22 protein-coding genes and 1 pseudogene are annotated in these 23,712 nt (G+C 64.6%); 14 read left to right on the top strand and 9 right to left on the bottom strand.

The features are described 5' to 3' along the window. Window positions 1-8 precede the first annotated feature (8 nt). From ACYQPG_RS20475 to ACYQPG_RS20490, 4 genes are all read right to left on the bottom strand, one after another. Complete coding sequence (locus tag ACYQPG_RS20475) at window positions 9-689, bottom strand: GntR family transcriptional regulator (RefSeq protein WP_147909018.1); 681 nt, start codon at window positions 687-689, stop codon at window positions 9-11. 70 nt (window positions 690-759) lie between these two features. Continuing rightward, window positions 760-1,557: a transporter substrate-binding domain-containing protein gene (locus tag ACYQPG_RS20480; protein ID WP_461231623.1), complete on the bottom strand. Its 798-nt coding sequence runs from the start codon at window positions 1,555-1,557 to the stop codon at window positions 760-762. Window positions 1,558-1,623: 66 nt separating this feature from the next. After that, window positions 1,624-2,307, bottom strand: coding sequence for an amino acid ABC transporter permease (locus ACYQPG_RS20485; RefSeq protein ID WP_461231624.1), 684 nt, complete (start codon window positions 2,305-2,307; stop codon window positions 1,624-1,626). Window positions 2,308-2,341: 34 nt separating this feature from the next. Beyond that, window positions 2,342-3,148 (bottom strand): amino acid ABC transporter ATP-binding protein, encoded by an 807-nt coding sequence (locus ACYQPG_RS20490; protein ID WP_461231625.1) that lies wholly within the window; start codon window positions 3,146-3,148, stop codon window positions 2,342-2,344. Between the two features lie 194 nt (window positions 3,149-3,342). On the opposite strand from ACYQPG_RS20490, the gene ACYQPG_RS20495 reads away from it, so the two are divergent. From ACYQPG_RS20495 to ACYQPG_RS20530, 8 genes are all read left to right on the top strand, one after another. Continuing rightward, window positions 3,343-4,407, top strand: a complete 1,065-nt coding sequence (locus ACYQPG_RS20495) for a hydroxyacid dehydrogenase (protein ID WP_461231626.1) — start codon at window positions 3,343-3,345, stop codon at window positions 4,405-4,407. Then, complete coding sequence (locus tag ACYQPG_RS20500; RefSeq protein ID WP_419830076.1) at window positions 4,404-5,687, top strand: Zn-dependent hydrolase; 1,284 nt, start codon at window positions 4,404-4,406, stop codon at window positions 5,685-5,687. Before ACYQPG_RS20495 ends, ACYQPG_RS20500 begins: the two co-directional genes overlap by 4 nt. Before the next feature lie 35 nt (window positions 5,688-5,722). Next, complete coding sequence (locus tag ACYQPG_RS20505) at window positions 5,723-6,496, top strand: LamB/YcsF family protein (RefSeq protein ID WP_147940817.1); 774 nt, start codon at window positions 5,723-5,725, stop codon at window positions 6,494-6,496. Then, window positions 6,489-7,223 (top strand): 5-oxoprolinase subunit PxpB, encoded by a 735-nt coding sequence (gene pxpB, locus ACYQPG_RS20510; RefSeq protein ID WP_147909012.1) that lies wholly within the window; start codon window positions 6,489-6,491, stop codon window positions 7,221-7,223. Before ACYQPG_RS20505 ends, pxpB begins: the two co-directional genes overlap by 8 nt. Beyond that, complete coding sequence (locus tag ACYQPG_RS20515) at window positions 7,216-8,250, top strand: 5-oxoprolinase subunit C family protein (RefSeq protein WP_461231627.1); 1,035 nt, start codon at window positions 7,216-7,218, stop codon at window positions 8,248-8,250. Before pxpB ends, ACYQPG_RS20515 begins: the two co-directional genes overlap by 8 nt. Before the next feature lie 42 nt (window positions 8,251-8,292). Beyond that, the gene (locus ACYQPG_RS20520; RefSeq protein WP_419830080.1) at window positions 8,293-8,706 is read left to right on the top strand and encodes a VOC family protein; all 414 of its coding nucleotides are present in this window, start codon (window positions 8,293-8,295) and stop codon (window positions 8,704-8,706) included. A gap of 689 nt (window positions 8,707-9,395) precedes the next feature. After that, complete coding sequence (locus ACYQPG_RS20525; RefSeq protein ID WP_461231628.1) at window positions 9,396-11,123, top strand: diguanylate cyclase; 1,728 nt, start codon at window positions 9,396-9,398, stop codon at window positions 11,121-11,123. A 522-nt stretch (window positions 11,124-11,645) separates the two neighbouring features. Continuing rightward, entirely contained in the window at window positions 11,646-12,623 is a 978-nt protein-coding gene (locus ACYQPG_RS20530; protein ID WP_461231629.1) for a GAF domain-containing protein, read from the top strand. Here ACYQPG_RS20530 and ACYQPG_RS20535 read toward each other — a convergent pair. After that, a complete protein-coding gene (locus tag ACYQPG_RS20535; RefSeq protein ID WP_039903003.1) occupies window positions 12,607-13,416 on the bottom strand; it encodes an IS5 family transposase in 810 nt (269 codons plus the stop codon). The two genes, ACYQPG_RS20530 and ACYQPG_RS20535, sit on opposite strands and share 17 nt — an antisense overlap. Window positions 13,417-13,536: 120 nt before the next feature. On the opposite strand from ACYQPG_RS20535, the gene ACYQPG_RS20540 reads away from it, so the two are divergent. Beyond that, window positions 13,537-14,271 (top strand): putative bifunctional diguanylate cyclase/phosphodiesterase, encoded by a 735-nt coding sequence (locus tag ACYQPG_RS20540; RefSeq protein ID WP_461232492.1) that lies wholly within the window; start codon window positions 13,537-13,539, stop codon window positions 14,269-14,271. A gap of 617 nt (window positions 14,272-14,888) precedes the next feature. Here ACYQPG_RS20540 and ACYQPG_RS20545 read toward each other — a convergent pair. After that, entirely contained in the window at window positions 14,889-15,350 is a 462-nt protein-coding gene (locus ACYQPG_RS20545; RefSeq protein WP_461231630.1) for a Ros/MucR family transcriptional regulator, read from the bottom strand. A gap of 671 nt (window positions 15,351-16,021) precedes the next feature. Then, window positions 16,022-16,692: pseudogene (locus tag ACYQPG_RS20550) on the bottom strand (IS630 family transposase); the annotation flags it as partial. 487 nt (window positions 16,693-17,179) lie between these two features. Between ACYQPG_RS20550 and ACYQPG_RS20555 the strand changes: the two are divergent. The 4 genes from ACYQPG_RS20555 to ACYQPG_RS20570 are packed head-to-tail and all read left to right on the top strand — an operon-like array spanning window position 17,180 to window position 20,903. Next, window positions 17,180-17,656 (top strand): MarR family winged helix-turn-helix transcriptional regulator, encoded by a 477-nt coding sequence (locus tag ACYQPG_RS20555; RefSeq protein ID WP_147909006.1) that lies wholly within the window; start codon window positions 17,180-17,182, stop codon window positions 17,654-17,656. Beyond that, window positions 17,653-19,695 (top strand): FUSC family protein, encoded by a 2,043-nt coding sequence (locus ACYQPG_RS20560; protein ID WP_461231631.1) that lies wholly within the window; start codon window positions 17,653-17,655, stop codon window positions 19,693-19,695. The genes ACYQPG_RS20555 and ACYQPG_RS20560 overlap by 4 nt, the downstream gene beginning before the upstream one ends. After that, window positions 19,692-19,901, top strand: a complete 210-nt coding sequence (locus ACYQPG_RS20565; RefSeq protein WP_147909004.1) for a DUF1656 domain-containing protein — start codon at window positions 19,692-19,694, stop codon at window positions 19,899-19,901. The genes ACYQPG_RS20560 and ACYQPG_RS20565 overlap by 4 nt, the downstream gene beginning before the upstream one ends. A 60-nt stretch (window positions 19,902-19,961) precedes the next feature. Further along, window positions 19,962-20,903 carry an efflux RND transporter periplasmic adaptor subunit gene (locus ACYQPG_RS20570; RefSeq protein ID WP_461231632.1) on the top strand — a complete coding sequence of 314 codons (942 nt, stop codon included), beginning with the start codon at window positions 19,962-19,964 and terminating at the stop codon, window positions 20,901-20,903. A gap of 256 nt (window positions 20,904-21,159) precedes the next feature. Here ACYQPG_RS20570 and ACYQPG_RS20575 read toward each other — a convergent pair. Further along, window positions 21,160-22,262 (bottom strand): IS3 family transposase gene (locus tag ACYQPG_RS20575; RefSeq protein ID WP_461231633.1). Its coding sequence is split into 2 segments (ribosomal slippage): window positions 21,160-22,001 and window positions 22,001-22,262, totalling 1,104 coding nucleotides; the frame shifts between segments, so codons are not numbered across the junction. 116 nt (window positions 22,263-22,378) lie between these two features. On the opposite strand from ACYQPG_RS20575, the gene ACYQPG_RS20580 reads away from it, so the two are divergent. Next, window positions 22,379-22,723 (top strand): hypothetical protein, encoded by a 345-nt coding sequence (locus tag ACYQPG_RS20580; RefSeq protein ID WP_461231634.1) that lies wholly within the window; start codon window positions 22,379-22,381, stop codon window positions 22,721-22,723. Between the two features lie 12 nt (window positions 22,724-22,735). Here the strand turns inward: ACYQPG_RS20580 and ACYQPG_RS20585 are convergent, their stop codons facing one another. Beyond that, window positions 22,736-23,116, bottom strand: a complete 381-nt coding sequence (locus tag ACYQPG_RS20585) for a hypothetical protein (protein ID WP_419831056.1) — start codon at window positions 23,114-23,116, stop codon at window positions 22,736-22,738. Window positions 23,117-23,712: the final 596 nt, after the last annotated feature.

The raw sequence follows: 23,712 nt of genomic DNA on the forward strand, positions 1-23,712 counted from the left end.
GCCACAACTTAGAATTCGCTCAGGCGGCGAATAATGCCCAGCTTGAAGTTTTCGAGATGAGCCGCGATGGCATCGGCCGCCGCCGCCGCGTCCCCGGCTCGCAGGGCGGCGACCACCGCCAAGTGCTCGCGATGCACTGCCTCGAACCGTTCGGGCATCCGGCTCAGGTTAAACATCTGCGTCTTAAGCCGCAGATCCTTGATCGTCTTGGCCAGGATCGCATTTTGACTGTGATCGGCGAACAGTTCGTGGAAACGGCGGTCGACCTCCCAGTTGCCCGGGGCATCCGGATCCCCCGCCGCCAGCAGCGCCTCGATCTGTCCCTGCAAATCCTCCAGCACGGCGTCGGCGATCCGGCCCGCGGCGAGCACGACGCTCTCCCGTTCCAGCAGGCGGCGGACGTGCAGGATCTCGATCAGCTCGCGCAGGGAGAACTCCTTCACGACGAGCATCCCGCCGGGCTGCCGCTCGATCAGGCCCTCGGTCTCCAGCCGCGACATCGCCTCGCGGGTCGGTGTGCGCGAGATGTCGAGCATCTCGGCGAGGCGACGCTCGTGCAGCACGGTCCCGGCCGGAAGGTCGCGCCGCACCAGCATGTCGAGCAGCTTGTCATAGGCCATCTGACCCAGGCTCTGTTCGCGCCGGGCGTTGAGCGCCGTCGTGTACGACGATGCGTCAAGGGTCTTCATCGGTTCCTCCCGGAGCGGCCGGCCGGGCCGCCCCCGTCTTCTTGTCGGTATGCCGTGTCGCCGCCGCCTTTCACATGGCGTTCGTGCGGATCGGCTCCTTCGGCGCCGGGTCATAGCCGATCAGCGGGGTGATGAGCTTGGCATAGGTGCCGTCGGCGACCATCCCGGCGAGGGCTTTGTTGACGGCCGCATGCAGGTTCGGCTTCCCCTTCTTGATGGCAAAGCCCTTCTGGATGGTGCTGAGCGGGGTCTCGATCATCACCAGCGGCAGCTTGCGGGCCTTGATCGCGTAGTTGCCGGCCACCGCGTCGTTGATCACCGCGTCGATATTGCCACCGACGAGGTCCTGCATGGCGTCCGCGGCGGTCTTGTAGCTCTTCAAGGTGGCGCCGTGGTCCTCGGCGAGCTTTCCGAAGGTCGAGGCCGAGAGGGCGCCCACATTCCGGCCCTTTAGATCGTCCGGACCCTTGATGCCCGTATCCTTGCGGGTGACGATCCGCGCCCCGGATTCGAGCCACCCGTCCGCGAAGGCGACCTGCTTCTGCCGGGCGGGCGTGATGTCCATCGACTCGCTGGTGATGTCGTACTGATCGGCCATCAGGCCGATCAGCAGGGCATCGAACTTGACGTTCAAGGGGCTGTATTCGAGCCCGAGCCTTCGGCAGACCTCGCGCATCACCCGGACCTCCAGCCCGTCGAGCTCGCCGCTCGGCGTACGCATGCTGAAGGGCGCGAAGGTGCTGTCGGTCGCCACGATCAGCTTGCCGGGCTCGATCAGTTCCAGCTTGCCCTCGGCCGCGCGGACCGCGGGAGCAGCCAGCAGGCTGGTGCAGAGGGCAGCGAGTGCGAGGAGGTGTCGGCGGTTCATAGCAATCTCCGATGTTGGGACGGGGCGAGAGGTGTGAGCCGCGGCCCGACTCGCGGCAGGCGCTGCTCAGGACAGACGGGCGTAGCGCCGCTCGAAGTAGGCGGAGAGCTGCGACAGGATCGACGTGAGGCCGAGGTAGATCAGCGCCGCCGCGATGTAGAAATCGAACGGGCGAAACGTGGTGGCGATCATAAGCTGGGCGTAGAGGGTCAGCTCGACCACCGTGATCGTCGAGAGCAACGACGTGTTCTTGACCGACGAGATCGCCTCGTTGGTGAGCGAAGGCAGGATCATGCGGAAGACCTGCGGCATTACGATCCGCGCCATCATGATCCGCGGGTTCATGCCCAAGGCCAAGGCCGATTCCATCTGACCCCGGGGGATCGCCGCGAGGCCGGCACGGATGGTCTCGGCTACGTAGGCGCCGCTGCTGACGCCCAGCGCGATGATCCCGGCGGTGATCGGCGACAGCTTCACGCCGATCTGCGGCATGCCGAAATAGACGATGAACACCTGGACAAGGGTCGGCGTACCCCGAATAAACCAGACGTAGAAGCTCGCCAGGGCCCGGAAGGGAGCGAAGGACGAGCGCTTGCCTAGCGCCCCGAGCAGGCCGCAGACCCAGCTCACAAGAATACTCGCCACCGTGACGCCGAGAACGACGATGGTCGCCGAGAAAAAGCCGGGGCCGTAGGTGACGACCTCTTCCGAGAGGCTGAGCCACCAGTCCTGAATTGCCGTCACGCTCATCACCGTCCGAACTCCCCGCTGGATATGCGGCTACTCACGCCGAGTGCCCGAGGCCGGTCGGCTCGTGCAGCACACGCCGGAGGAAGTGGCGCAACCGCTCGCTCCGAGGGGCACCGATGACTTCCTTAGGCGGGCCGTCCTCGGCGATCACGCCACCGTCGAAGAACAGAGTGCGGGTGCCGACGTCGCGGGCGAAGGCCATCTCGTGGGTGACGAGCAGCATCGTCATCCCATCCGACGCGAGGGAGGCCATCAGCGCCAGCACCTCGCCCACCAGCTCAGGATCGAGGGCCGAGGTCACCTCGTCGAACAGCATCACCTTGGGTGCCATCGCCAGGGCGCGCACGATCGCCACGCGCTGCTGCTGCCCACCCGAGAGCTTCGACGGGTAGGCTTGCCTCTTCTCGTAGAGGCCGATGCGCTGTAGCAGCGCCTCAGCTTCCTCCACCGCCTGCCGGCGCGGCATTCGTCGCACTCGGATCGGCGCCTCGACGACGTTCTCCAGCACGGTCATGTGCGGCCAGAGATTGTAGCTCTGGAAGACCATGCCGATCCGCGCCCGCAATTCGCAGAGCTGCTGCGGGGTCGGCTGACGACGGGCGCCCAGCTCGTAGTCGAAGGCGAATCGCTCGAAATCCATGAAGCCAGAGGTCGGCGTCTCCATAAGGTTCAGGCACCGCAGGAAGGTGCTCTTGCCCGAGCCGCTCGCGCCGATGATCGACACCACTTCGCCCTCGTGGATATCGAGGGAGATGCCCTTCAGGACCTCGTTGGCGCCGTAGCTCTTGTGCAGCTTCCTGATCTTCAAAAGCGGCGTCTTGGCAACTTCAATCTCCGTCATCGTTCACCCTAAATCGTTGTCATGGTTTCAATTTTTATTGTAATACTGTGATAGTACTTGAACATATCGATATATTCGCTCTACCGTTCAAGAATATTACCGTGATATGCTGATCTGTATTGGATTTTCATGTTGCCAGTATCGAGGCGATGCGGTACACTCATCGGTATACCACCGGCATTCAAGCGGTATTTATGAGCAGTGCTGCCTCGTACGTGTTCACTGAGCCTTCCTTCCCCCGTTCCCCCTCCGCGGAACCGTCGGGCGTCTGCCTCATCGTTCAGCCGATCCACGCAGCCGGGCTGGCCCGTCTCCGGGCGGCGGGGCTTGAGCACCGGATCGCCACCGACCTCGCCCCCGCGACTCTCGTCCGCGAGGCGGCCGACTGTGTCGCGGTGATCACGCGCAACGGCGGCTTCCCCGCAGAGGCGGTGCTGGCCGCGCCCCGGCTGAGGGTGATCGGGGTTCATGGCACCGGGACTGACCCGGTGGCCGTTCCCGAGGCGACGAGGGTAGGAATTCCGGTCGTCAACACGCCGGGGGCCAATGCCCAGTCCGTCGCCGAGCATGCGATCGGCCTGATCTTCGCCCTGGCGAAGGCGATCCCGCAGGCCGACCGGGCCATGCGGGAAGGCGACCACGATTTCCGCTACGGGGCGCGCCTCGTGGAACTCGCCGGGCTGACGCTCGGTCTCGTCGGGTTCGGTGCCATCGGGCAAGCGACCGGCCGACTGGCGGCGGCCCTCGGCATGGAAGTGCTCGCCTACGGCCCGACACGGCCCGACTCCGATTTTCAGGCCATAGGAGCCGAGCGCGCCACCTCCCTGCCGGACCTCCTCGCCCGGGCCGACGTGGTCTCCCTGCACCTGCCGCTCACGCCCCTGACCCGTGGGCTGATCGGTTCGGGGGAGCTGACCCGCATGAAGGCTGGCGCTTTTTTGATCAACACCGCCCGTGGCGCCTTGGTGGACGAGGGTGCCCTGGCCAAGGCTCTCGCTGCTGGGACCATTGCTGGCGCGGGGCTCGACGTGGTGTCGGGGGACGCGCTCGCGGACGACCATCCGCTCCATGGGGAGCGCCGGGCGATCCTTACCCCCCATGTCGCGGCATCCACCGAGGCGGCCCTGATCCGTGCGGCCGAGCGGGTCGCCGGGCAGGTGGTCGACGTGCTCGCCGGCCGCCGCCCACCGAACCTCGTCAACGCGGAGGTCTGGGATCGGCGGCGGCAGGGTGAACCGTCCGCGGAGTTTCCGGCATGAACGGGTTAGGGGCTGCAACGGGCGCAGATTTGATCGCCATCGACCCGGACTTCTGCGCCGGACTGTTCGCGCAGCTCCTGTCCTTCAGCCACGACGAGCCCGGGGTCACGCGGGCTGCCTACGGCGAGGGGGAGGAGCGGGCCCACGCCCTTATGCGAGCGACCGGGCTCGCACTGGGTCTGAGGCCCGAATGCGATGCCGCCGGCAATCTCTTCCTGACAATGCTGGGACGCGACCCGGCACTGTCACCCTGGATGGTCGGCTCGCATGTGGATACGGTACCGCACGGTGGTAACTTCGATGGTGCGGCCGGGGTGATTGGTGGCCTCGCAGCCCTTGAAGCCCTGCGCCGGGCGGGCCTCGTGCCGGCGCGCCCGGTGACGGTGGCGGTGTTCCGAGCCGAAGAGAGCGTGTGGTTCCCTGCCTCCTATGTCGGCAGCCGCGCCGCCTTCGGCTTACTGCCGCCCGACGTGCTCGACCTGCCCCGCGCCGATTCCGGCCGGAGCCTGCGCGAGCACATGGCTGAGCTCGGCCTGCGGCCGGAGGCTGTGGCGCGGGGCGAGCGGCTGCTCGACCCGACGCGGATCCACGGTTTTGTGGAAATGCATATCGAACAGGGTCCGGCGCTGGAGGCGACCGGGGTCCCGGTAGGCTTCGTCACGGCGATCAGCGGCAGCTTCCGCTACCGCAAGGCCGCCTGCTTCGGCCGCTACGGCCATTCCGGCGCGGTAGCGCGGTCCGAGCGCAGCGACGCCGTCTTCGCCCTCGCCGACCTGATCACCGGCCTCGATGCCCTGTGGGGCACGCTGGAGGCGGAGGGGCGGCCGGCCACGATCACGCTGGGCGAGGTCGGCACTGACCCGGTCCAGCACGCCTTCGCCAAGATCCCCGGCGAGGTCCGCTTCTGCCTCGACGTGCGCAGCACCGAGCCCGCCGTTCTGGACCGGATCGAGGCGGCCTTGGCCGAATTGGTTGCCGCCATCGAGGCCGCCCGCGGCGTGCGCTTCGTCCTGGGCGAGCGCACTGGCAGCACGCCGGCCCGAATGAGCTCAGCGTTGGTCGAGGCCCTGTCGGGCCATGCGCGTCGGCTCGGGATGCCGTTCCGGACCATGCCGAGCGGGGCGGGACACGACACCGCGACCCTCGCCGGCCAGGGCGTGCCAAGCACGATGATCTTCATCCGCAACCAGAACGGCAGCCATAACCCGCACGAGGCGATGCGGATCGAGGATCTGTGCGCCGCCGCGGCCCTGGTGGCGCACCTCGTCGCAGAAGCCTGACCCCGCAGACAGAACCCACGCGAAAGGATGCACCGATGATCGTCGATCTGAACTGCGACATGGGCGAGGGCTTCGGCGTCTATCGCCTCGGCGACGACGCCGAGATGCTGACGGTGGCGACCTCCGCCAACATCGCCTGCGGCTTCCACGCGGGTGACCCGCTGGTGATGCACGAGACCCTGCGCGGCGCCGCCGCGAACGGCGTGCAGGCCGGCGCGCATCCAAGCTTCCTCGACCTCTGGGGCTTCGGCCGGCGGCCGATCCACGGCGAACGCCCGGCCGACATCGAGAAGGCGGTTCTCTACCAGGTCGGCGCCCTCCTGGCGCTCGCCCAGGATGCCGGCTGCCCGGTCCGCCACGTGAAGACGCACGGGGCGATGGGCAACATGGCCAACGAGGATGCCGACCTCGCCGTAGCGGTGGCGCGGGCGATCCGCACCCTCGACCGCGACCTGATCTTCGTGGTCATGCCGGGCCTGGAGACCGAGAAGGCCGGCGAGAAGCTCGGCCTGCTGATCGCCCGCGAGATCTACGCCGACCGCGCCTACGCGGATGATGGCTCCCTCGTCTCGCGCAAGCTCCCCGGCGCCGTGCTGCACGATCCAGACTCCGTCTCGGAGCGCGTGATGCGGATGTTGGAGGATGGGGCGATCACCAGCCTATCCGGCCGGCGCATCCCGACTCGGATCGACACGATCTGCGTTCACGGCGACACGCCGGGCGCCGTCGCCATGGGACGCCGCCTGCGCGAGGATTGCTCCGCCAAGGGCATCGGTCTGCGTCCAATGGCTGAGGTGCTTGGTGTCTGAGCCTGGCTATCGCCTCCTCGATTGCGGCGATCGTGCCCTGACGGTCGAACTTGGCAAGACGGTTGATCCTGCGGTCAACGCGCAGGTCATCGCCCTGGACGAGGCGATCCGCGGCGCTGGACGACCAGGCCTCTTAGAGACGGTGCCGACCTATCGCTCGCTCCTCGTCCTCTACGACCCTGACCGGTTGCCCCGGGTCGAACTCGCGGCGCTGATCGCCGCCCATTGGCCGCCCCCGGAAGCAGGGGCCGGCGCGGGCCGCCGCTGGCGGGTACCAGTCCACTACGGCGGCGAGCACGGGGCCGATCTCGCCTCGCTTGCGGCCGGGGCGGGCTTGAGCCCGGAGGAGGTGGTCGCCGTCCATGCCGGCCGCGATTACCGCGTCTACATGATCGGCTTCGCCCCCGGCTTCGCCTATCTCGGCGGCCTGGATCCCCGCATCCATGCGAGCCGGCGCACCGATCCCCGACCCAAGACCCCGGCGGGCAGTGTATCCATCGGCGGGAACCAGACCGGCGTCTCGCCACCCCTGGAGTTGCCTAGCGGCTGGCAACTCATCGGCCGCACGCCCGCACGCTCCTACGATCCGGCGCGTGCCGAGCCGTTCCTGTTCACGGCCGGAGATCTGATCCGGTTCGACCCCATCGGCCGCGCCGAGTTCGATTCTCTCAGCGAGGCCGCCCGTGCCGGTGAGACCGTGGCCACCTTGGAGCGAATCGATGGCTGAAGGCCTGCGCGTCGTTGCCCCTGGTGTCGCCTCGACCCTGCAGGATGCCGGTCGGCAGGGCTACCTGCGCTACGGTATCTCCGGGTCCGGGGCGATGGATCCCGATCTGCTGGCTCTGGCCAACGCCCTTGTCGGCAATCCGCTCGACACGGCCGTGATCGAAATGGCGATGGTCGGCCCCAATCTCGTATGCGAGGCGGAATCCTGCCGCATCGCCCTCGCCGGGGCGCCCTTCGGGATGAGCCTGAATGGGCGCATACTCGACCTCTTCACCGCCTACGACCTACGGCGGGGGGATCGGCTCATCCTGGGCGCCCCACGGCAGGGCTTACGGGCCTACCTCGCGGTCGCCGGGGGCTTCGCCGTGGCGCCGATGCTCGCCAGCGTCTCGACGCATAGCCGTACTCGCCTAGGCGGCCTGGACGGCAATCCTCTCGCTGCGGGCGACCTGCTACCCCTCGGCGCGCCCAAGTCCAGCGACCGACCGCTGACCCTGCCGCCGCTCCACCGGCCACGTTTAGGCGGTCCGATCCGGGTTGTTCTCGGGCCGCAGGCCGACAGCTTCACCGAACAGGGTCTGCGAACCTTCCTCTCCGCGCCCTACACGCTCACCGCGCGGGCGGACAGGATGGGCTGCCACCTCGACGGGCCGCCGATCGCCCATGCAGATGGCTTCAACATAGTCTCAGACGGGATCGTGAACGGCTCGATCCAGGTGCCCGGACACGGACGTCCCCTCATCCTGCTCGCCGACCGCCACACCACCGGAGGGTATCCAAAGATCGCCACGGTGATCTCGGCCGATCTCGGTCGCCTGTCGCAGGTGCGGCCGGGCGAAACGATTGTGTTTGAAGCCGTCACCGTCGAGGAGGCCCAGTCCCTCGCCCGCGGGGCGAGACGTACCCTCGCAGCGCGACGGGCGGCCCTCGTACCGGCCGGCGGCGCAGAGCTCGACAGCGCCTTCCTGCTGTCCTGCAACCTCATCGGTGGCGTCATCTCGGCGAGCGCTCTCGAACCGGCCGCCTGAGGGTGCGACGGTCCCGTCCATACACGACGAAAAGGCTTATCGATGCTCACGCCATTCCACCTCGCCTACCACGTCACCGACCTCGACGCGGCGCGCCGCTTCTACGGCGGTGTGCTCGGCTGCCGGGAGGGGCGCAGCACGGAGACCTGGGTGGATTTCGAATTCTTCGGCCATCAGATCTCGCTGCATCTGGGTGAGCCCTTCGCGACGACCCGGACCGGAAAGGTCGGTACCCACATGGTGATGATGCCCCATCTCGGCGTGGTGCTGCCGCTCGACGCCTGGGAGGCACTGGCCGCCCGCATTGAGGCGGAGGGCGTTGCTTTTGACATCCCGCCGGTAATCCGTTTCGCGGGGGAGCCCGGCGAGCAGCGCACGATGTTCTTCTTCGACCCAAGCGGTAACCCCATCGAAATCAAGGGTTTTAGGGATCTCAAGAGCGTCTTCGAACACTGACTTACATTCGCAGTTAGCCCTCACGCGCCTGAATGCCGGCTCGTTCGTTCCGTGGCGCGGTCGAGCAGGCGGAAGGCGGAGCATGATGGCGATTCGCTGTTGAATGTCCGCTCTGAAGCGAAGAAGAGAAGCGCCTGGATGGCTGAAATGGGCGCCAAGCCGAACGACCGGTTTTGCGGCTGGCAGCGGCCTGGCGCGACTTAGATTGGCCGAAAGCGGACTGGCTGGTTTCGACTTCACCATGTCCTTAAGCGGACGTCGCAACAGCCTCGCTTCCCGTATCCAAAGAACACGTTTTGCCGACCTTTGAATAGCCGACATGGTTACCCGACAGGATTTCAATCGCGTTGATCAGTCTATCATATACGGCCTACGACCATCTGGAAAACGATCGTTTTCGGGGCATCAGGGCGTACCCACTTGAACGATCTGTTGGGGTGGTTCTCCGCCAGGCCGCTTCCAAGTAGCCGCGAATCGAAGCGGACGTCGCGGTTTGGCCCGCTCACGACCCCTTGCAGACCCATGGAACGTCCGCTTGTAGCTTGCTCGGGGTGGCAGGAATCTACTGCCGGAACGGGCAGTCATGCGGCTGCAGCCGAGCCCTGCAAGAAGTGAGTTATTCACGAACAAACTTCACCTGCCGTCATGAACTGAGCCGCATACTCCTCCTCGATCGAGGATGGTTAAAGATGTTCAAGCGGCTCGCGGACCGCGTTTCATTGCGCCGCCAGATCAGTCTGCTCGCCGGCGCCATCGGCCTTGCTATTGTCGGCGTGACCACGATCGGGTCCGCGCTGCTGGCGCGCGGGCAGGCCACCGATATGGCGCAGAACACCCTCCTGCAGGTCGCCCGATCGATGGCCGATCGACTTGATCAGGACATGGCCGAACGCCTGCGGGAAGTCCGCAACGTTGGTTCACTCGAACCGCTGCAGCCCCACTGGATGGCGAACACCGGCGGCCTGCGCATAGTGCTTGAGACGATGCAGAGGACGTTGCCGGACTACGCCTGGATCGGGTTTGCCGATCGCGACGGCCGGGTGCGTGCCGCAACAGGCGGCGTTCTCGATGGGGTAAGCGTCAGCCAGCGCCCCTGGTTCAGCAATGGTCTTCGGCAAGCGGCGGTGGAGGATGTGCACGCGGCAGCCCTGCTGGAATCCAAGCTTCCTCCCTACAGCGATGGAACGCCGTTTCGGTTCGTGGACTTGGCTGTCCCGGTCCGCGATGCCTCGGGACAGATCATCGGTGTCCTTGGGGCGCACCTCAGCTGGCGATGGGCAGACGTGGTCCGGCGCGAGGTCCTGTCGTCTCGCAGACCTGAGCTGAAGGAGGACGTAGTCGTCCTCGATCGCTCCGGCCGAGTTCTGCTCGGATCCGACGCTTTAGCGACCCCGTACACGGCCGCGGAACTCGCATCCGGGAATTTCATCGTCCAGAGCGCTGAGGGCACTCGGCTTGCTGCGGTCGCTGCAACGCGCGGTCGAGGCGAATATCCGGGCCTGGGATGGACCGTCGTCGCGCTGCAGCCGATCGATACGGCGCTGGCCGGGGCTAACCGTCTGACCAGCCTGATCCTTCTCCTCGGGCTCGCCACGGCTATCCTCGGTGCTGTCGGTATCTGGTGGGTCGCGGCCCGGCTGACCCAGCCACTGACGCAGCTGACGGCGGCAGTCGACCGCATCGGCCGCGAGGCGAATGCGACGATGACGCGCCACCTGCACGGCTCTCCCGAGGTTCTGCGCCTATCGACCTCTGTCAGATCGCTCTTGAGACGCATCGGCACGGTCGAGGCGGGTGCCCGCCTTATCGAAGCGGAGGCCTCACACGCGATCGAAGCCGCAGAGAATCGCCTCAAACGTCTCGGCGCCGATCTGCACGCCATGCAGGTTCTTGCCGACACCGACGCACTGACTGCTCTCCTCAACCGACGCGCGTTCCTGCCCTTAGCCAACGGCGCGATGAGCAACTTCAAGCGGTACCGGCGTTCGATCTGCATTCTGATGATCGACATCGATCATTTCAAGCGTGTCAACGACCTGTACGGTCATGCCGCGGGCGATGAGGTTATCCGCCAAGTTGGGCGCATCGTCAGCGAGGCTATCCGACCCACCGACAAGGTGGCGCGGTTCGGTGGCGAGGAGTTCGTGGTCCTGCTCTGCGAAATTGGTCTGGAAGGCGCGGCTATCTTCGCGGACCGCATCCGACAGACGGTGGCAAACACTGTATTTGAGCCTGGCGGTCAGTGTCTCAGAGCTACAATCAGCATCGGCATGGCCGAGGCTGAGTTCACCGATGGCGACGTCGACCACACGATCGAACGGGCAGACCGCGCACTCTATGCGGCCAAGTCCGGCGGCCGCAACTGCGTGCGATCGTTTGAGGCTTCAAAATCACCAGGTCTGAAAGCGGCAGCTTAGAGCGACCGCGGGATATCCCAGTCGCTTACGTGAGAGGCTACTGGGTCGAGATCTCCCGGATCGCCGAGCCCTTACTTTTACATTGAGAGCGACGAGGCGGCTGAAGCTGTCGTCACGGGACACAGGGTCGTCATGCATGATCTGACCCAAAGGTGAACCAGTCTCAATCCATGCAGCTTTAGTTAGCGATGATCAACGCACCTGGGCGATTAAGTCGCGGGCGATTTGGCCGCCCGAGGCTCCGCAAAGGGTGGCAAGCAGCAGTTATGCTTTCAGCACTAGGAGAAATGCCGCTTTCAAACCCGGATAATCGCTCTGATACCGTTAATTTTCCTCCTTTGCGTGCTACGATCTAGTCGATCCAGCTATAAGACACGCTTTTTTGAGGCTGTAAGGCCGTCTTCCTGCTACAAACAGAGTTTGGCAAGGGTTTTTCAGTTAGATGGATCAGGGGGATATGAGGCTTAGGTCGGGTGAAAGCGCCGCCCGTACCTTTGCCGCACGAAGGCTTGCAGTCGCACTATGTCTGAAATTTTACACAATGACCGTTCCGAGGAAGCGCGCCTGAGTGCACTTCAACAGTACGACCTGCTCGACACGCCGCCGAGCGAGAGCTTCGACCGCATCACGCGGATGGCTAGCCAGATCTTCAACCTGCCAATTTCAGCGGTGTCGCTGACGGACCGCGACCGGCAATGGTTCAAGTCGCGCGTCGGCGTCGAGCATTCATCGATCCCGCGGGAACAGGCGCCGTGCGGACAGGTGGCTGAGACCGCCGACGTTCTGGTGATCCCCGACTTCAAGAAAGATGCCTGCTACGCCGACAGCGTGCTCGGCCGCAGCGGCATCCGCTTCTATGCCGGCGCGCCGCTGGTGACCCGCGAAGGTTACGGGCTCGGCGCCCTATGCGTTTTAGGAACTGAGCCGCGCGCTGCCACTGAGGCCGAGGTCGCCGCCCTGAAAGATTTGGCCGCGATGGTCATGGCGCAGATCGAGTTGCAGCATGCCTTCGGCCGGATCGACCCGCTGAGCGGCCTGCCGAGCCGGAACCAGTTCCTTGATGACCTGTCCGATCTCGCGGCCGAGCGTCCGGACGAGGCTCGGCTTGCCGTGCTCATCGATCTCGCGCGTCCCGAACAGATCAATGCCTATGCCCGCGTCATGGGCCTGGGCCGCATCGACGATTTAATCAGGGACACCGCGCGCGGAATACACCGTGACATCGGTAGAGAGCTCAAGCTCTATCACACGGCGGCCACGCAATTCGCCTTCCTGGCGCCCCCGGGAGTCCGACAAGACGATTATGTCCGTCGGCTGACGGACGGACAGAGGGAGGCGCAGCAGCGCTCCATCACTGGAATGCTTATGACCAGCGCCATCGGTGTGACCGTCTTTGCGCCCGGATCGACCAGACCGCAAGACGTACTGCGAGCCCTCTACGGCGCGGTTCAGGAGGCCCGCATGTCGCCCGATCTAGAGCGTGTTATGCACCTGTCATAAGTCGTTCGGCCTGTTTCAGCATGAGACAGACGAAGGCGACCATATGAAGTCCTGCCAGCGTGCTGGCATAACGCTCGTAATCCTTGACCAGGCGCCGACAGCGCGTCGCCCAGGCGAAGGACCGCTCCACCACCCAGCGACGCGGCAGCAGGATAAACCCGCGTTTGGCCTCGGGCGCCTTGACCACCTCCAGGGCGATACCGTGCGCCTGGGCCGCGTCCGCCGCCCGCGCGCCGGTGTAGCCCTGATCGACGAAACCCATCTCGACGCTTCCGTCCGTCTCCGCTTGCACAGCGCCGGTCAGGCGATCGACCTCGCCGCGATCGTCGGCATCGGCCGGGGTGACATGCAGCGCCACCACGTGGCCTGGCGTGTCCACCGCCAGATGCACCTTCGAACCGCGCTTGCGCTTGGCCCCGTCGTAGCCCGCCCGCTCGCCGCTCTCCGGCGAGGACCGCAGCGTCCGGCTGTCCAGGATCACCGCAGACGGCTCCGGCTTGCGATCCCCTGCCATGCGTAGAACCGCCCGTAGATCCCCGGCCACATCGGTGAAGCACTCCGCAGCCAGCCAGCGCTGCATCTGCTGGTACACCGCCGCCCACGGCGGCAGGTCGTGCGGCATGAACCGCCACGGCGCCCCCGTCTTCACGATGAACCGCAAGCCGTTGAACACCTCGCGCAGGTCGTGGTCACGCTGGCCCGAACTCTCCCGCAGCAGCGCCAGATACGGCGCAACCAGCGCCCATTCCTCATCGGACACGTCAGAGGGATAGCCGGCACGACCTGCGCTCATGCCCAAAAACGCAAACCTCACCCATTCAGTTCATAACAGCCTCTAGTCGGCATCTATTCACTCGCGGCCGATCAAGCCTATCATCGCCGATACAGACTGCTGCAGGACTTCGGGTCGGCACTGCTTGCTGGTGATCAGTTGCGGCTCGTGTTCCAGCCGCGCATCGATCTGCCCACGGGACGATGTATCGGCGCGGAAGCGCTGCTGCGCTGGAACCACCCGGTCTTGGGCCCCGTGTCTCCCAGCGAGTTCGTCCCGGTCATCGAGCACTCACCACACGCCCAAGCCATGACGGCCTTCGTTCTGGAAACAGCCCTCGCGCAGGCGCGTCGCTGGCGAGACGCCAAGCGTGAGATTGTGATTTCGATCAACGTCTCGGCTGCCAACCTGCACGAAATGGATTTCGCCCATTCCGTCCAGGTCGCGCTTGAGCGGCTCGGTCTGGAACCGGAGCGACTAGAGTTGGAGGTGACTGAGAGCGCGATCATGCAGGATGCTATCAACGCGCGGCGCCAGTTGGACGAGCTTGCCGCCGCCGGGGTTCGCCTAGCGATCGATGATTTCGGCACCGGCTACAGCAGCCTCGCCTATCTTCAGGATCTGCCAGCCCACGTCGTGAAGATCGACCGCAGCTTCGTACTGAAACTAAGCGAAGGCCAGAAGGAGATGTCGCTCGTGCGCTCGATGATCGGCCTCTCGCATGATCTCGGCTACCGTGTGGTAGCGGAAGGCATCGAGACCGTTGAGGCGGCCGATCTGCTTTTGGCGATGCAATGCGACGAGGCCCAGGGCTACTTCTTTGCTCGTCCGCTGGAGGTCGATGAATTTCAGAGTTGGTTTGAAGACCACGAGTAAAATATCAAATCTTCGGGTACTATAAGTAATTGAAAATGGTCAAACAGAATGAGCTATATTCGTAATAGCGCTGTTTCTAAATGTAATATGTTAATTGCTAATCAAGTTGAATGGGGCATTATCTGGTCAACCTATAAATTTCGATGATAGCGATGGCGAAAACAGAATTAATTCGCAAATATAAATCATTTTCAGGTAATTTAACTCTTCTATATAACTAACTAGATTTAAATTATTTCTTGGTTCGGGGCGGACTTCACATCTACCTCTGATGCAATACATTCGGTTTTTGGGAGTGAATGAGCAGGAAACCATCCTACCCGAACGCAGGTCGTGCTTTATTGAGCTGCCACGAGCGGACCTTTTGAGGATCCGAGAAGGGCCGGAGGCAGCCCCAAGCTTCGGGTATCAAGTGTCGGGTTCGGGCCAATCGTCGCAAATTGCGGATCTGGAGCCGTACAGGCACCTCTGCACTTGCTCGGATTCTGTAGCGGAAAACGACCCGCGCCCGTCCAGAGCCAAATTTGGCGACCGTAGAAGCCGCCCGTCGATCCAGGAAACCCGCCGGTCCTGGGACCAGCGGGCTCTCACGATTCCAGGGGTAAGAACCGTGCGGTTCAACCTGCCTTGCGAGCCTTTTCACGAGGCTCGGTGTGTGAGCCGGGCTGCCCCAGTCCGATCGCCTTGGCCAGCGCTGAACGCTGTTCGGCATAGCTGGGGGCGACCATCGGGTAGTCGGCTGGAAGACCGTAGCGCTCGCAGTAGGTCTGCGGGGTCAGCCCATTGGCGGTCAGGTGCCGCTTGAGCGTCTTGTATGTCTTTCCATCGACGAAGCTCGTCAGACCGTCCTGCTGAACCGACTTGCGGATCTGGGCGGGGGATGGTCGTGCAACTTCTGGCTGAGATTCGGCGGCACTGGCAGCCGAACCTGAAGCAATCGAAGCGATGGTGTCGTGCATGGCTCGGATCAGACCAGCCAACTCAGCGACCGGCACGGAATTGTTCGAGATGTACGCGGCGACAACCTCACCAGCCAATCGGACGGAATCAACCTGAGGTCCGGTATCTTCTAGTATCATCTTACTACTGCTCAGTTGGAAGCTTAGGTGCGTGCATGCACCACGGCCACGCAAATTAGATCAGCAGCGAAAGGCAGGATTCAAGCCCCGACTGCCGGGGATTCCAATATGGTTAACAGAAGCCCGCCGGTCGTGGGGCTAGCGGGTTGCTTCGTTGCGGACGAGTTTAATGCGCTCGTTGAAGAAGGAAGCGGAATCCCAGTCACAATACCCGAGGATCGGCCCGGCTCGCACAATCAGCTGATATGATGATCCAAGCGCCCGATGAATCGCTCGCGATCCCATACCTCGACGCTGCGCCCATCAGCCATACCACGAGCCGTGGTCATCGCTTCACCGTCATCTTCGGAACGGATGATCTCCGCTCCATCGATCCGACCATCCCCGCGTAACCAGTAAACTCGGTAGCAAGGGCGTCGCCTGGTTTCGTCCCGGACTTGCGATTGAGCAAACATGGGAAGGCTCCCAAAGGGCGAAGCGGCTGCCCCTCGCGCCGTAACCGATCTCCAATATCGGTCGTACGAGGATCCTGTGATGACCGAACAGTGATCCGCAACAACCTGTATTAGAACTCATGAGCTATCTCTGGCGTCAGTGTGAAACCGTCCGCCAGAAAGCCTGTCGAGTCTGGAATCGTAAGCCAACGCACAAGTGATGCCGATCCTCATTGATTAGAACCCATGAGCCCAGGCGCGCAGTCCGATAAAGATGGTGCGCCAGGGTCGGTCGATGAGGGTGTTCCAGTCGCGGCAGCAGTGGTCGAGGATGTCAGCGTAAAATTGAAGACGCGGTTGCCGAGCTAGTTGTCGCGCATGAACTGCCAGAGGTTCTCCATGGGGTTCAGTCGGAGGAGCGAGCCGGCACGGGCAATAGGGTGATGTTGGCGGGCAAGACGAGTTTCTTGGTTGTGCGCCAGCCCGCCTGATCGAGCAGCAGGACGGCGTGCGCACCGGGGCGACGACCTGGGCGATCTCTTCGAGATGCAAGGCCATCGCCTCGGTGATGCAGCGTGGCATGACGAGGCCGTCCCCTTTGCCGAGGGCGGGGCAGATCGCACCGAAGATGTAGGCGGAGGCGGCGCGCTGGTCCTTCGGCGCCGCAGGTCGCGTGCCGCGCTTGGCCCAGCGGCGGGTGATCGTGTTCTTCTGGCCGACCCGAGCCTCGTCGGCGAACCAGATCTCTATCGGCTTGCCGCCGACGGCTTGCGCGATCTCCGCCATGCGGGCGGGGAAGGCTTTCTAAAAACCGGGATGGCTTCCGGGTCCTGGGCGTGATGGCGCGGGCAGGCGGAGAGCTTGCGGTAGCCCCGGGCTCGCAGGACCCGGCTCAGCGAAGCGGACGAGCGAAAATCCCCCCAACCAAGTCGCAGGCCGCCACGTGGTCGATAGCCGGGACGCGGACTTCGCGAGGCGCACAATGGGCCGCTAGCAGCCGCGGACTATCAAGGCGCGCCTGTTGCTGTAGCTTGACCTCTTGCGAACGGGTTGCCGCAGCCGTCGCGGTAGGCGTTCGCTATTGAGGAGCGTCGGAGGCTCACTGAACGACCGGGATGGGCGCAAAGCGACCTTGCTAACGGGATTGCTGCGGGAGAGGTCCAGCGGTCGGTCGGCCACATGGCCCTCCGGGTTGCGGCCGGTTCCTAGTCCACGTGTTCGCGAGGCGCGCCTACAGCCTACGCATAATCGTTTAGGGACGACCATCCAACGAGGAATTGGCCTGCCGCCGTCGCATGGCTGAGCATCTATAAGATCGCATCCTAACCGATAGCTAGCCATCTATAAGGGTCCCGCGCGAGGGCTCGATTTGCCTTCGGCGCCCAGGCGAACTGGATGTCCAAGAAGCTCGATTATTTGCGCCAAGCCTACACCCATACCTTGCTGCTGGCCGGGCGACAGTGGCGGCGCGCAGCTAACGGCGTCGTAGAATCACATGGCCTCTCCGACGCGACCGCGCTCCCTCTCATTCTCATTGGCCGACTCGATGGCGAGCCGCGCCAGAACGCTGTGGCCGAGGCCGTCGGCATCGAAGGCGCATCGCTGGTGAGGTTGCTCGATCAGCTCTGCACGGCTGGACTGGTCGTGCGGAAGGAAGATCCGACGGATAGGCGCGCCAAGATGCTCAGCCTCACGCAGGCCGGGCAGCAGACCGTGGCACAGATGGAAGCCGAACTCAACGAACTACGGGAGCAGGTGTTCTCCGACGTCGACACCGCTGATCTGGAAGCGAGCGTGAGGGTCTTCCAAGCGCTTCAGAAGTACATCCGTGAGTTCCCGAACGGCATGGCCCGCGAGGAGGCCGCAGAATGACGCTCCCCGGCTGGCGCGACTGGGCGTTCTCGATCAAGACCTTCGTGGCGGCGGTGCTGGCGATGTATCTCGCCATGTGGATCGACCTGCCTCGGCCCTACTGGGCGCTGGGCACCGTTTACATCACCAGCCAGGTGCTGGCCGGTGCGACTCGGGCCAAGGCCCTCTACCGGGTCCTGGGCACCCTGCTGGGCGCTGTCGTCAGCATCACCCTCGTGCCGAACCTCGTCAATGCGCCTGAGCTTCTGACGCTCGCTATCGCGCTCTGGGTGTCGATCTGCCTGTACTTCTCGCTGCTCGACCGCACCCCCCGCAGCTATCTGATGATGCTCGGCGGCTACACGGCGGCCCTGATCGGCTTCCCGAGCGTGGGCGAACCGGGGACGATGTTCGACACCGCGGTGGCCCGCGCCGAGGAGATCACGCTCGGCATCCTGTGCGCCAGCCTCGTCAATACGATCGTATTGCCCCAGTCCGTGGCGCCGATGATATCCACGCGCCTGGATCTCTGGCTGCGCGACGCGCGCGGTTGGGTTGCCGACGTGCTCGGCCGTGCGCGTCAGACGAGAGACACTCAAGCCAAGCGGCTCAAGCTCGCCTCGGACGCCATCGCCTTCGACGCCCTGGCGACGCCGTTGCGCTACGACATGACCGGCGCCGAGCGCTCTGTCGCCGCCATGGCGACGCTGCGCCAGCACATGCTGATGTTTCTGCCGATCGTTTCGGCGGTCGCAGACCGAGTCGATGCCCTGGAGCAAGCCAAGGCGCTTCCGATCCGCGTGCGCGCCCTCCTCGACGATATGGCTGCGTGGCTCGCCTCTGGGGCGACCGACCCCGTCGCGGCTGACCGGCTGCGGATGGCAGCCGACGCGGTCGATCCGGTCCTTCACAAAAACTTCGCCTGGCCGGACCTGGTGCTCGCCAGCTTGGTGGCGCGCCTGCGCGACTTCATCGACCTGCGCCAGGATGCCAGGCTCCTGCAAAGGCACATCGTCGACGGGACGCCCGTTAGAAAGGAACTCGCCTTTCGCTATACCGCCGCCGCGCGCACGATCCGTCACCGTGACCATGGCATGGCGCTTCTGTCCGCGGTCGGCGTGTTCCTTGTCGTCCTGCTCACCTGCTCGATCTGGATCGCGACCGGTTGGCCGGATGGCTCCGGCGCGCCGATGATGGCGTCGGTCGGCTGCTGCTTCTTCGCCGCGCAGGACGACCCTGCACCGTCCATCCTTGGCTTCGCCAACTCGGCCGTGCTCGGCGCCGTCGTCGCCGCCATCTACCTGTTCGCGGTTCTGCCGCAGGCCACGAGCTTCGAGATGCTGGCCCTGGCGCTGGCGCCGGCGCTCATCCTGTGCGGAGTCTGCATGACGCAGCCGCGGACGGCGCCGATGGCGATGGGTGCTGCGGTCAACGGTTCGGCCGTGATCGCGCTCCAGAACAGCTACACCGGCGACTTCGCTGCCTTCGCCAACTCTGCGCTCTCGATCATCGTCGGGATGTGGGTCGCCACGCTGGTGACACGCCTCGTCCGGTCGGTCGGGGCCGGGTGGTCGGCGCACCGCCTCCAGGCCGTGAACCGGCGCAGCCTCGCCCAGGCCGCCGAGCGTCACGGCGCGCAGAGCGGTCTGGAGCTCGCCGCCATCATGCTGGACCGCGTCGGACTGCTCGCTCCGCGTCTCGCAGCCTTACCGCCGGATGATGCGGAATGGACGGCCGATCTGCTCGCCGAGGTGCGGATCGGGGTGAACGTGGTCGAACTGCGCCGCGACCGCCGGCAGCTCTCGACGGAAGCCAGGACCGCGGTCGAGCGGCTCCTTGGCGGCATGGCGCGGCACTTCGGCGGCCGCGCGGCTCTCCCGCCCACCGAACTCCTGGTGTCCCTCGATGCGGCGCTCGACGCGGTGGCGATTGAACCGGAGCGCCCGGCACATCGAGCGGCGCTCCTCGGGCTTGTCGGCATCCGCCGCGGGCTGTTTCCCGAGGCTCCTCCCTATCGGCCGAGTCTGGTGGCCCAAACCCAGGCGGCGCTTGCGGCATGACCGGCGAACTCGACATCTACGGCGTCTTCGTCCCGAGCCTCGGGGCCTGGATGATCCTCGCCTTCTTGATCAGCCTGCCCCTGCGCCGGATGCTCGCACTGACAGGCTTCTACCGGCTGGTCTGGCACCGGCCGCTGTTCGACCTCGCGCTCTACGTCGTCCTGCTGGGCTGTGTTGTCACGGTCGGGCAGCCCCTGATCTCCTGACAGTTCGTCGTTCGCCCCCGTCAGTTCCTCACGCCTTCTCTTGATCGTTTGGTTCCCGCCATGACACGGTTTCTCGCCCTCTCGTTCCGGCTCGTCGTCACCCTGGCGATGGTCGCCGCCGCCGTCGTTGTCGGCCTGGCTTTGTGGGACTACTACATGGAGGCGCCCTGGACCCGGGATGGTCGCGTGCGCGCCGACGTGGTCGAGGTGGCGCCGGACGTCTCCGGCCTCGTCACCGAGGTGCTGGTCGAGGACAACCAGACCGTGAAGCGCGGTGACGTGCTGTTCAAGATCGACCCCGAGCGCTTCACCCTCGCCCTGCGGCAGGCCGATGCGATCGTCGAGGGCAAGAAAGCGACGGCGGAACAGGCGGCAGCCGACTACCAGCGCTACATCAAGCTGAGCGACGCCGCGGTCTCGCAGCAGAAGGTCGAGCTTGCACGAGCGACAGACCTCGCCGCGAAAGCTGCTTACGATCAGGCCATGGCCGACCGCGACCTCGCCCGTCTGAACCTCGAACGCTCGGCGGTGAAGGCTTCAGTCAACGGGCGCATCACCAACATGGAGCTGCGCCCGGGCAACTACGTCAACACCGGCCGGGGCGTTATGGCACTGGTCGACCGCGACACGCTCCGGGTCGAGGGCTACTTCGAGGAGACGAAGCTGCCGCGCATCCACGTCGGCGATAAGGCCAGCATCCGCCTGATGGGCGATGATGGACTGTTGGCCGGGCACGTCGAGAGCGTCGCCGGCGGCATCGAGGACCGTGAGCGTTCGGCCGGTGCGAACCTGCTGGCCAACGTCAACCCGACCTTCGCGTGGGTGCGGCTGGCACAGCGCATTCCCGTGCGGATCAAGCTGGACAGGGTGCCTGATCAGACGCGGCTGGTCTCGGGCCGAACAGCGACGGTCGCCGTCGATGCGGCGGGCGAAAACCACCGGCCCGCCCTCCTTGGATTTCTGCACAAGTTTACGCTCGTGGCCGATCGCTCCTCGAAGTGACCGAGGTGCAGCGTCAATCGATGTGAGTAGTCGAACCTCTCTATGCAGGTCGCACGCGCCTATCCGCCGAGATCCTGTGTGAATGCGCTGCCTTCGAGACGGGACGCCTCCACCAGGGCACCGCCTTCCCAACTGCCGGAAGCCGCTGCACCGCGCTGAAGCTGACGGCGCCTCCTGATCGTCCCCCTTTGAAGTGGTCCGCCCTGAAGTATGGCTTTTGAGCCGACTGGAGTTGACCCCGTTTGTGGTCCACGGCCTATGCAAGTTCTCGGGCTGTTACAGCTTGATCGGCGAAGGCTCGGGGCGTCAAGCCGCCCATGGCCGTGTGGGGTCGATCTTCGTTGTCGTGGCACCTCCTTTCCTCGATGCGCTCACGGGCATCGGCCAGCGACAGGAACCACGAGGCGTTCAGGCATTCCGCTCGGAGGCGGCCGTTGAACGACTCGATATAGGCGTTGTCGGTCGGCCTGCCCGGTCGGGAGAAGTCGATCTCGACCCCGTTCAGGTAGGCCCATTGGTCGAGCATGCGCCCGGCGAACTCCGGCCCGTTGTCGACCCGCAGGCTCTTGGGTCGGCCCCGCAGCCGGACCAAGGCGTCCAGAGCCTCGGTCACCTGGAAGGCGCGAAAGTTCGCTCTCGGTGTGAGTGAGAGCGCCTCTCGCGTGTGGCAATCGACGACGGTCAGGATCCGAAATGGACGCCCGTCGAAGATGCGGTCGGACATGAAGTCCGTCGCCCAGACCTCGTTGGGCCCACCGATCGCCGGTCGTCCCTGGCGATAGCGCCAGGCTCGTTTGCGCTTGGGCAGCTTGGACCGAATCGAAAGTCCCTCGTCGCGGTAGATCCGGTAGGTGCGCTTATGGTTCACCTCCCAGCCCTCCCGTCGTAACAGGATGTGCAGCCGTCGGTAGCCGTAGCGCACCCGTGCAGCAGCCAACTCCTTCAATCGCATCGGCAGCGCGACCTGAGGGTCCGAGCGCTTCCTGTAACGCTGGGACGAGCGACTGAGTCCGGTGGCCTGGCAGGCCCGACGCTCGCTGATCCCGTAGGCCACCTGCAGGTGACCAGCGACCTCACGGCGAGCGGCAGGCCTCACCACTTTCGTTTGAGGACGTCCTGCAACATGGAGCGGTCCAGCGTCAGGTCGGCGACCAGCCGCTTGAGCTTGCTGTTCTCGTCCTCCAACTGCTTGAGCCGTCGGATCTCCGGCACGCCAATGCCGACGAACTGTTTCTCCCATAGATAAAAGGTCGGCTCGGATACGCCCACCTTCCGGCAGACCTCGTCCACCGTCGCGCCGTTCTCCGCCTGCCGCAGGGCGAAGGCGATCTGTTCGTTCGTGAGGCGTTTGCGAGGCATGGCATCCACCCTCCTTCAGGGTTCAGGATGCCCGAAGCACTTGCGCTCAGCGCGGACCAGTTTGGTGGGTCAGGATCATTCGAGAGCCCGGCGATCGTCAGCCGACGCTCGGGCGCGTGCGCAATGCCCATCGCGCTGGTCCTGATGGCGCTACGGCCTCCGCTCGCGTCCAGGGCCTACCGCGCCCGGATGTAGGCCAGGCCGACGGTGAGGGCTGGGCGTCCCGGGAGAAGGCCAGGAAGGCGTTCGAGACTATGCAGAAGGGCGAGGGCCGCCTCGATGCGTCCGCCGGCCGTGCCGGTGTCGTGGGCGGCACGAAGGTCGAGGCGAACGGCAGCGTGAACGTCCTCGTTCAGAAGCCCGGGCCCGACACGAACGTCCGGACCTCTGCCTCCGGCAACCTGTTCAAGGACGTGGTGCTAAGCCGGGGGCGGACGATGGCCCCGGCAGAGCGGTCGTGAGGCGCTAGCCCCTCACCTGGCTAGCCGCGCCGGTAGCACTGTCGGGGTCGTGCTCGACGCATTTGACGCTGCAAACGAGGCTACGAAGCCAGCCATTGAGCGAACGTCGTCCGGCTGGCGTGGATCGTGGGCGACCGCCTCCGCTTCGCGTTCCAGCCGGAGATTACAGGCCTTCGATGGTAGGCCGACATCAGGCGTGCAGGCGTCGTGGCGGGCGCAAGCTGCGTCCAGCGCGTCGATGGGTGGCAGCGGAGCGTTGTTGCCTGGGCCGCAGTAATTGCCGTGAATGAGAAGCTTGGGGCCACCATTGGCGGCAGGTTGCGCGAGAGACGGGGCGGCCCACGAAGCGATTAGAAGCATCGGGGCGGCGAGTCGGATGGCGGCGAGCGACATCATGGCGGAGACCCTCCAGCACCGGCGCCTCTCTTAGTCACGTCGGCGAGGACGGTGCGAAGAATGGTTAAACACCACCCACCAATCCGTGATGTGTTCCGGAACACTACCCTTGCGTGTGCTGCGCTCCAGCGAACCGAGTGATCCCAGAAAGCTTAGCCGCGCCTCTCGAAGGCTTGCTGCTTCGGCGTGGGTGAACCGGTTCTGCGTAATCAGCCCTCAAGCCTAGCTGCAGACTCGCGTTGAGGTAGCGCTGCAAATCGATATGCTACCGATAGTTGTATTCGTAACCTAGCATGAGCGGCGCGTCGGATGGCCCAGGCCTATGCAGCACGACAGCATGACAGCAGCTTTCGCCTGGACCATGCGATAGGCGCATTACTCTTTGTACCATGCATCATTGTATGGACGATCGGCGTACTGTGCATGCTACCGATAACAATAATGGCGTTTCCCGCACAGTATCTATTCGCAAATAATCCCAAATTTCATGGCGACGTTGTCACAGGATTAGTTATAATAGGTGCAGCCAACGCGCTGATAACACCAGCAGTGGTGCTATGCACTATTTACGCTTGAGGACGTGCTCCCGGCAA

The organism is Methylobacterium sp. CM6246 (assembly GCF_054818005.1).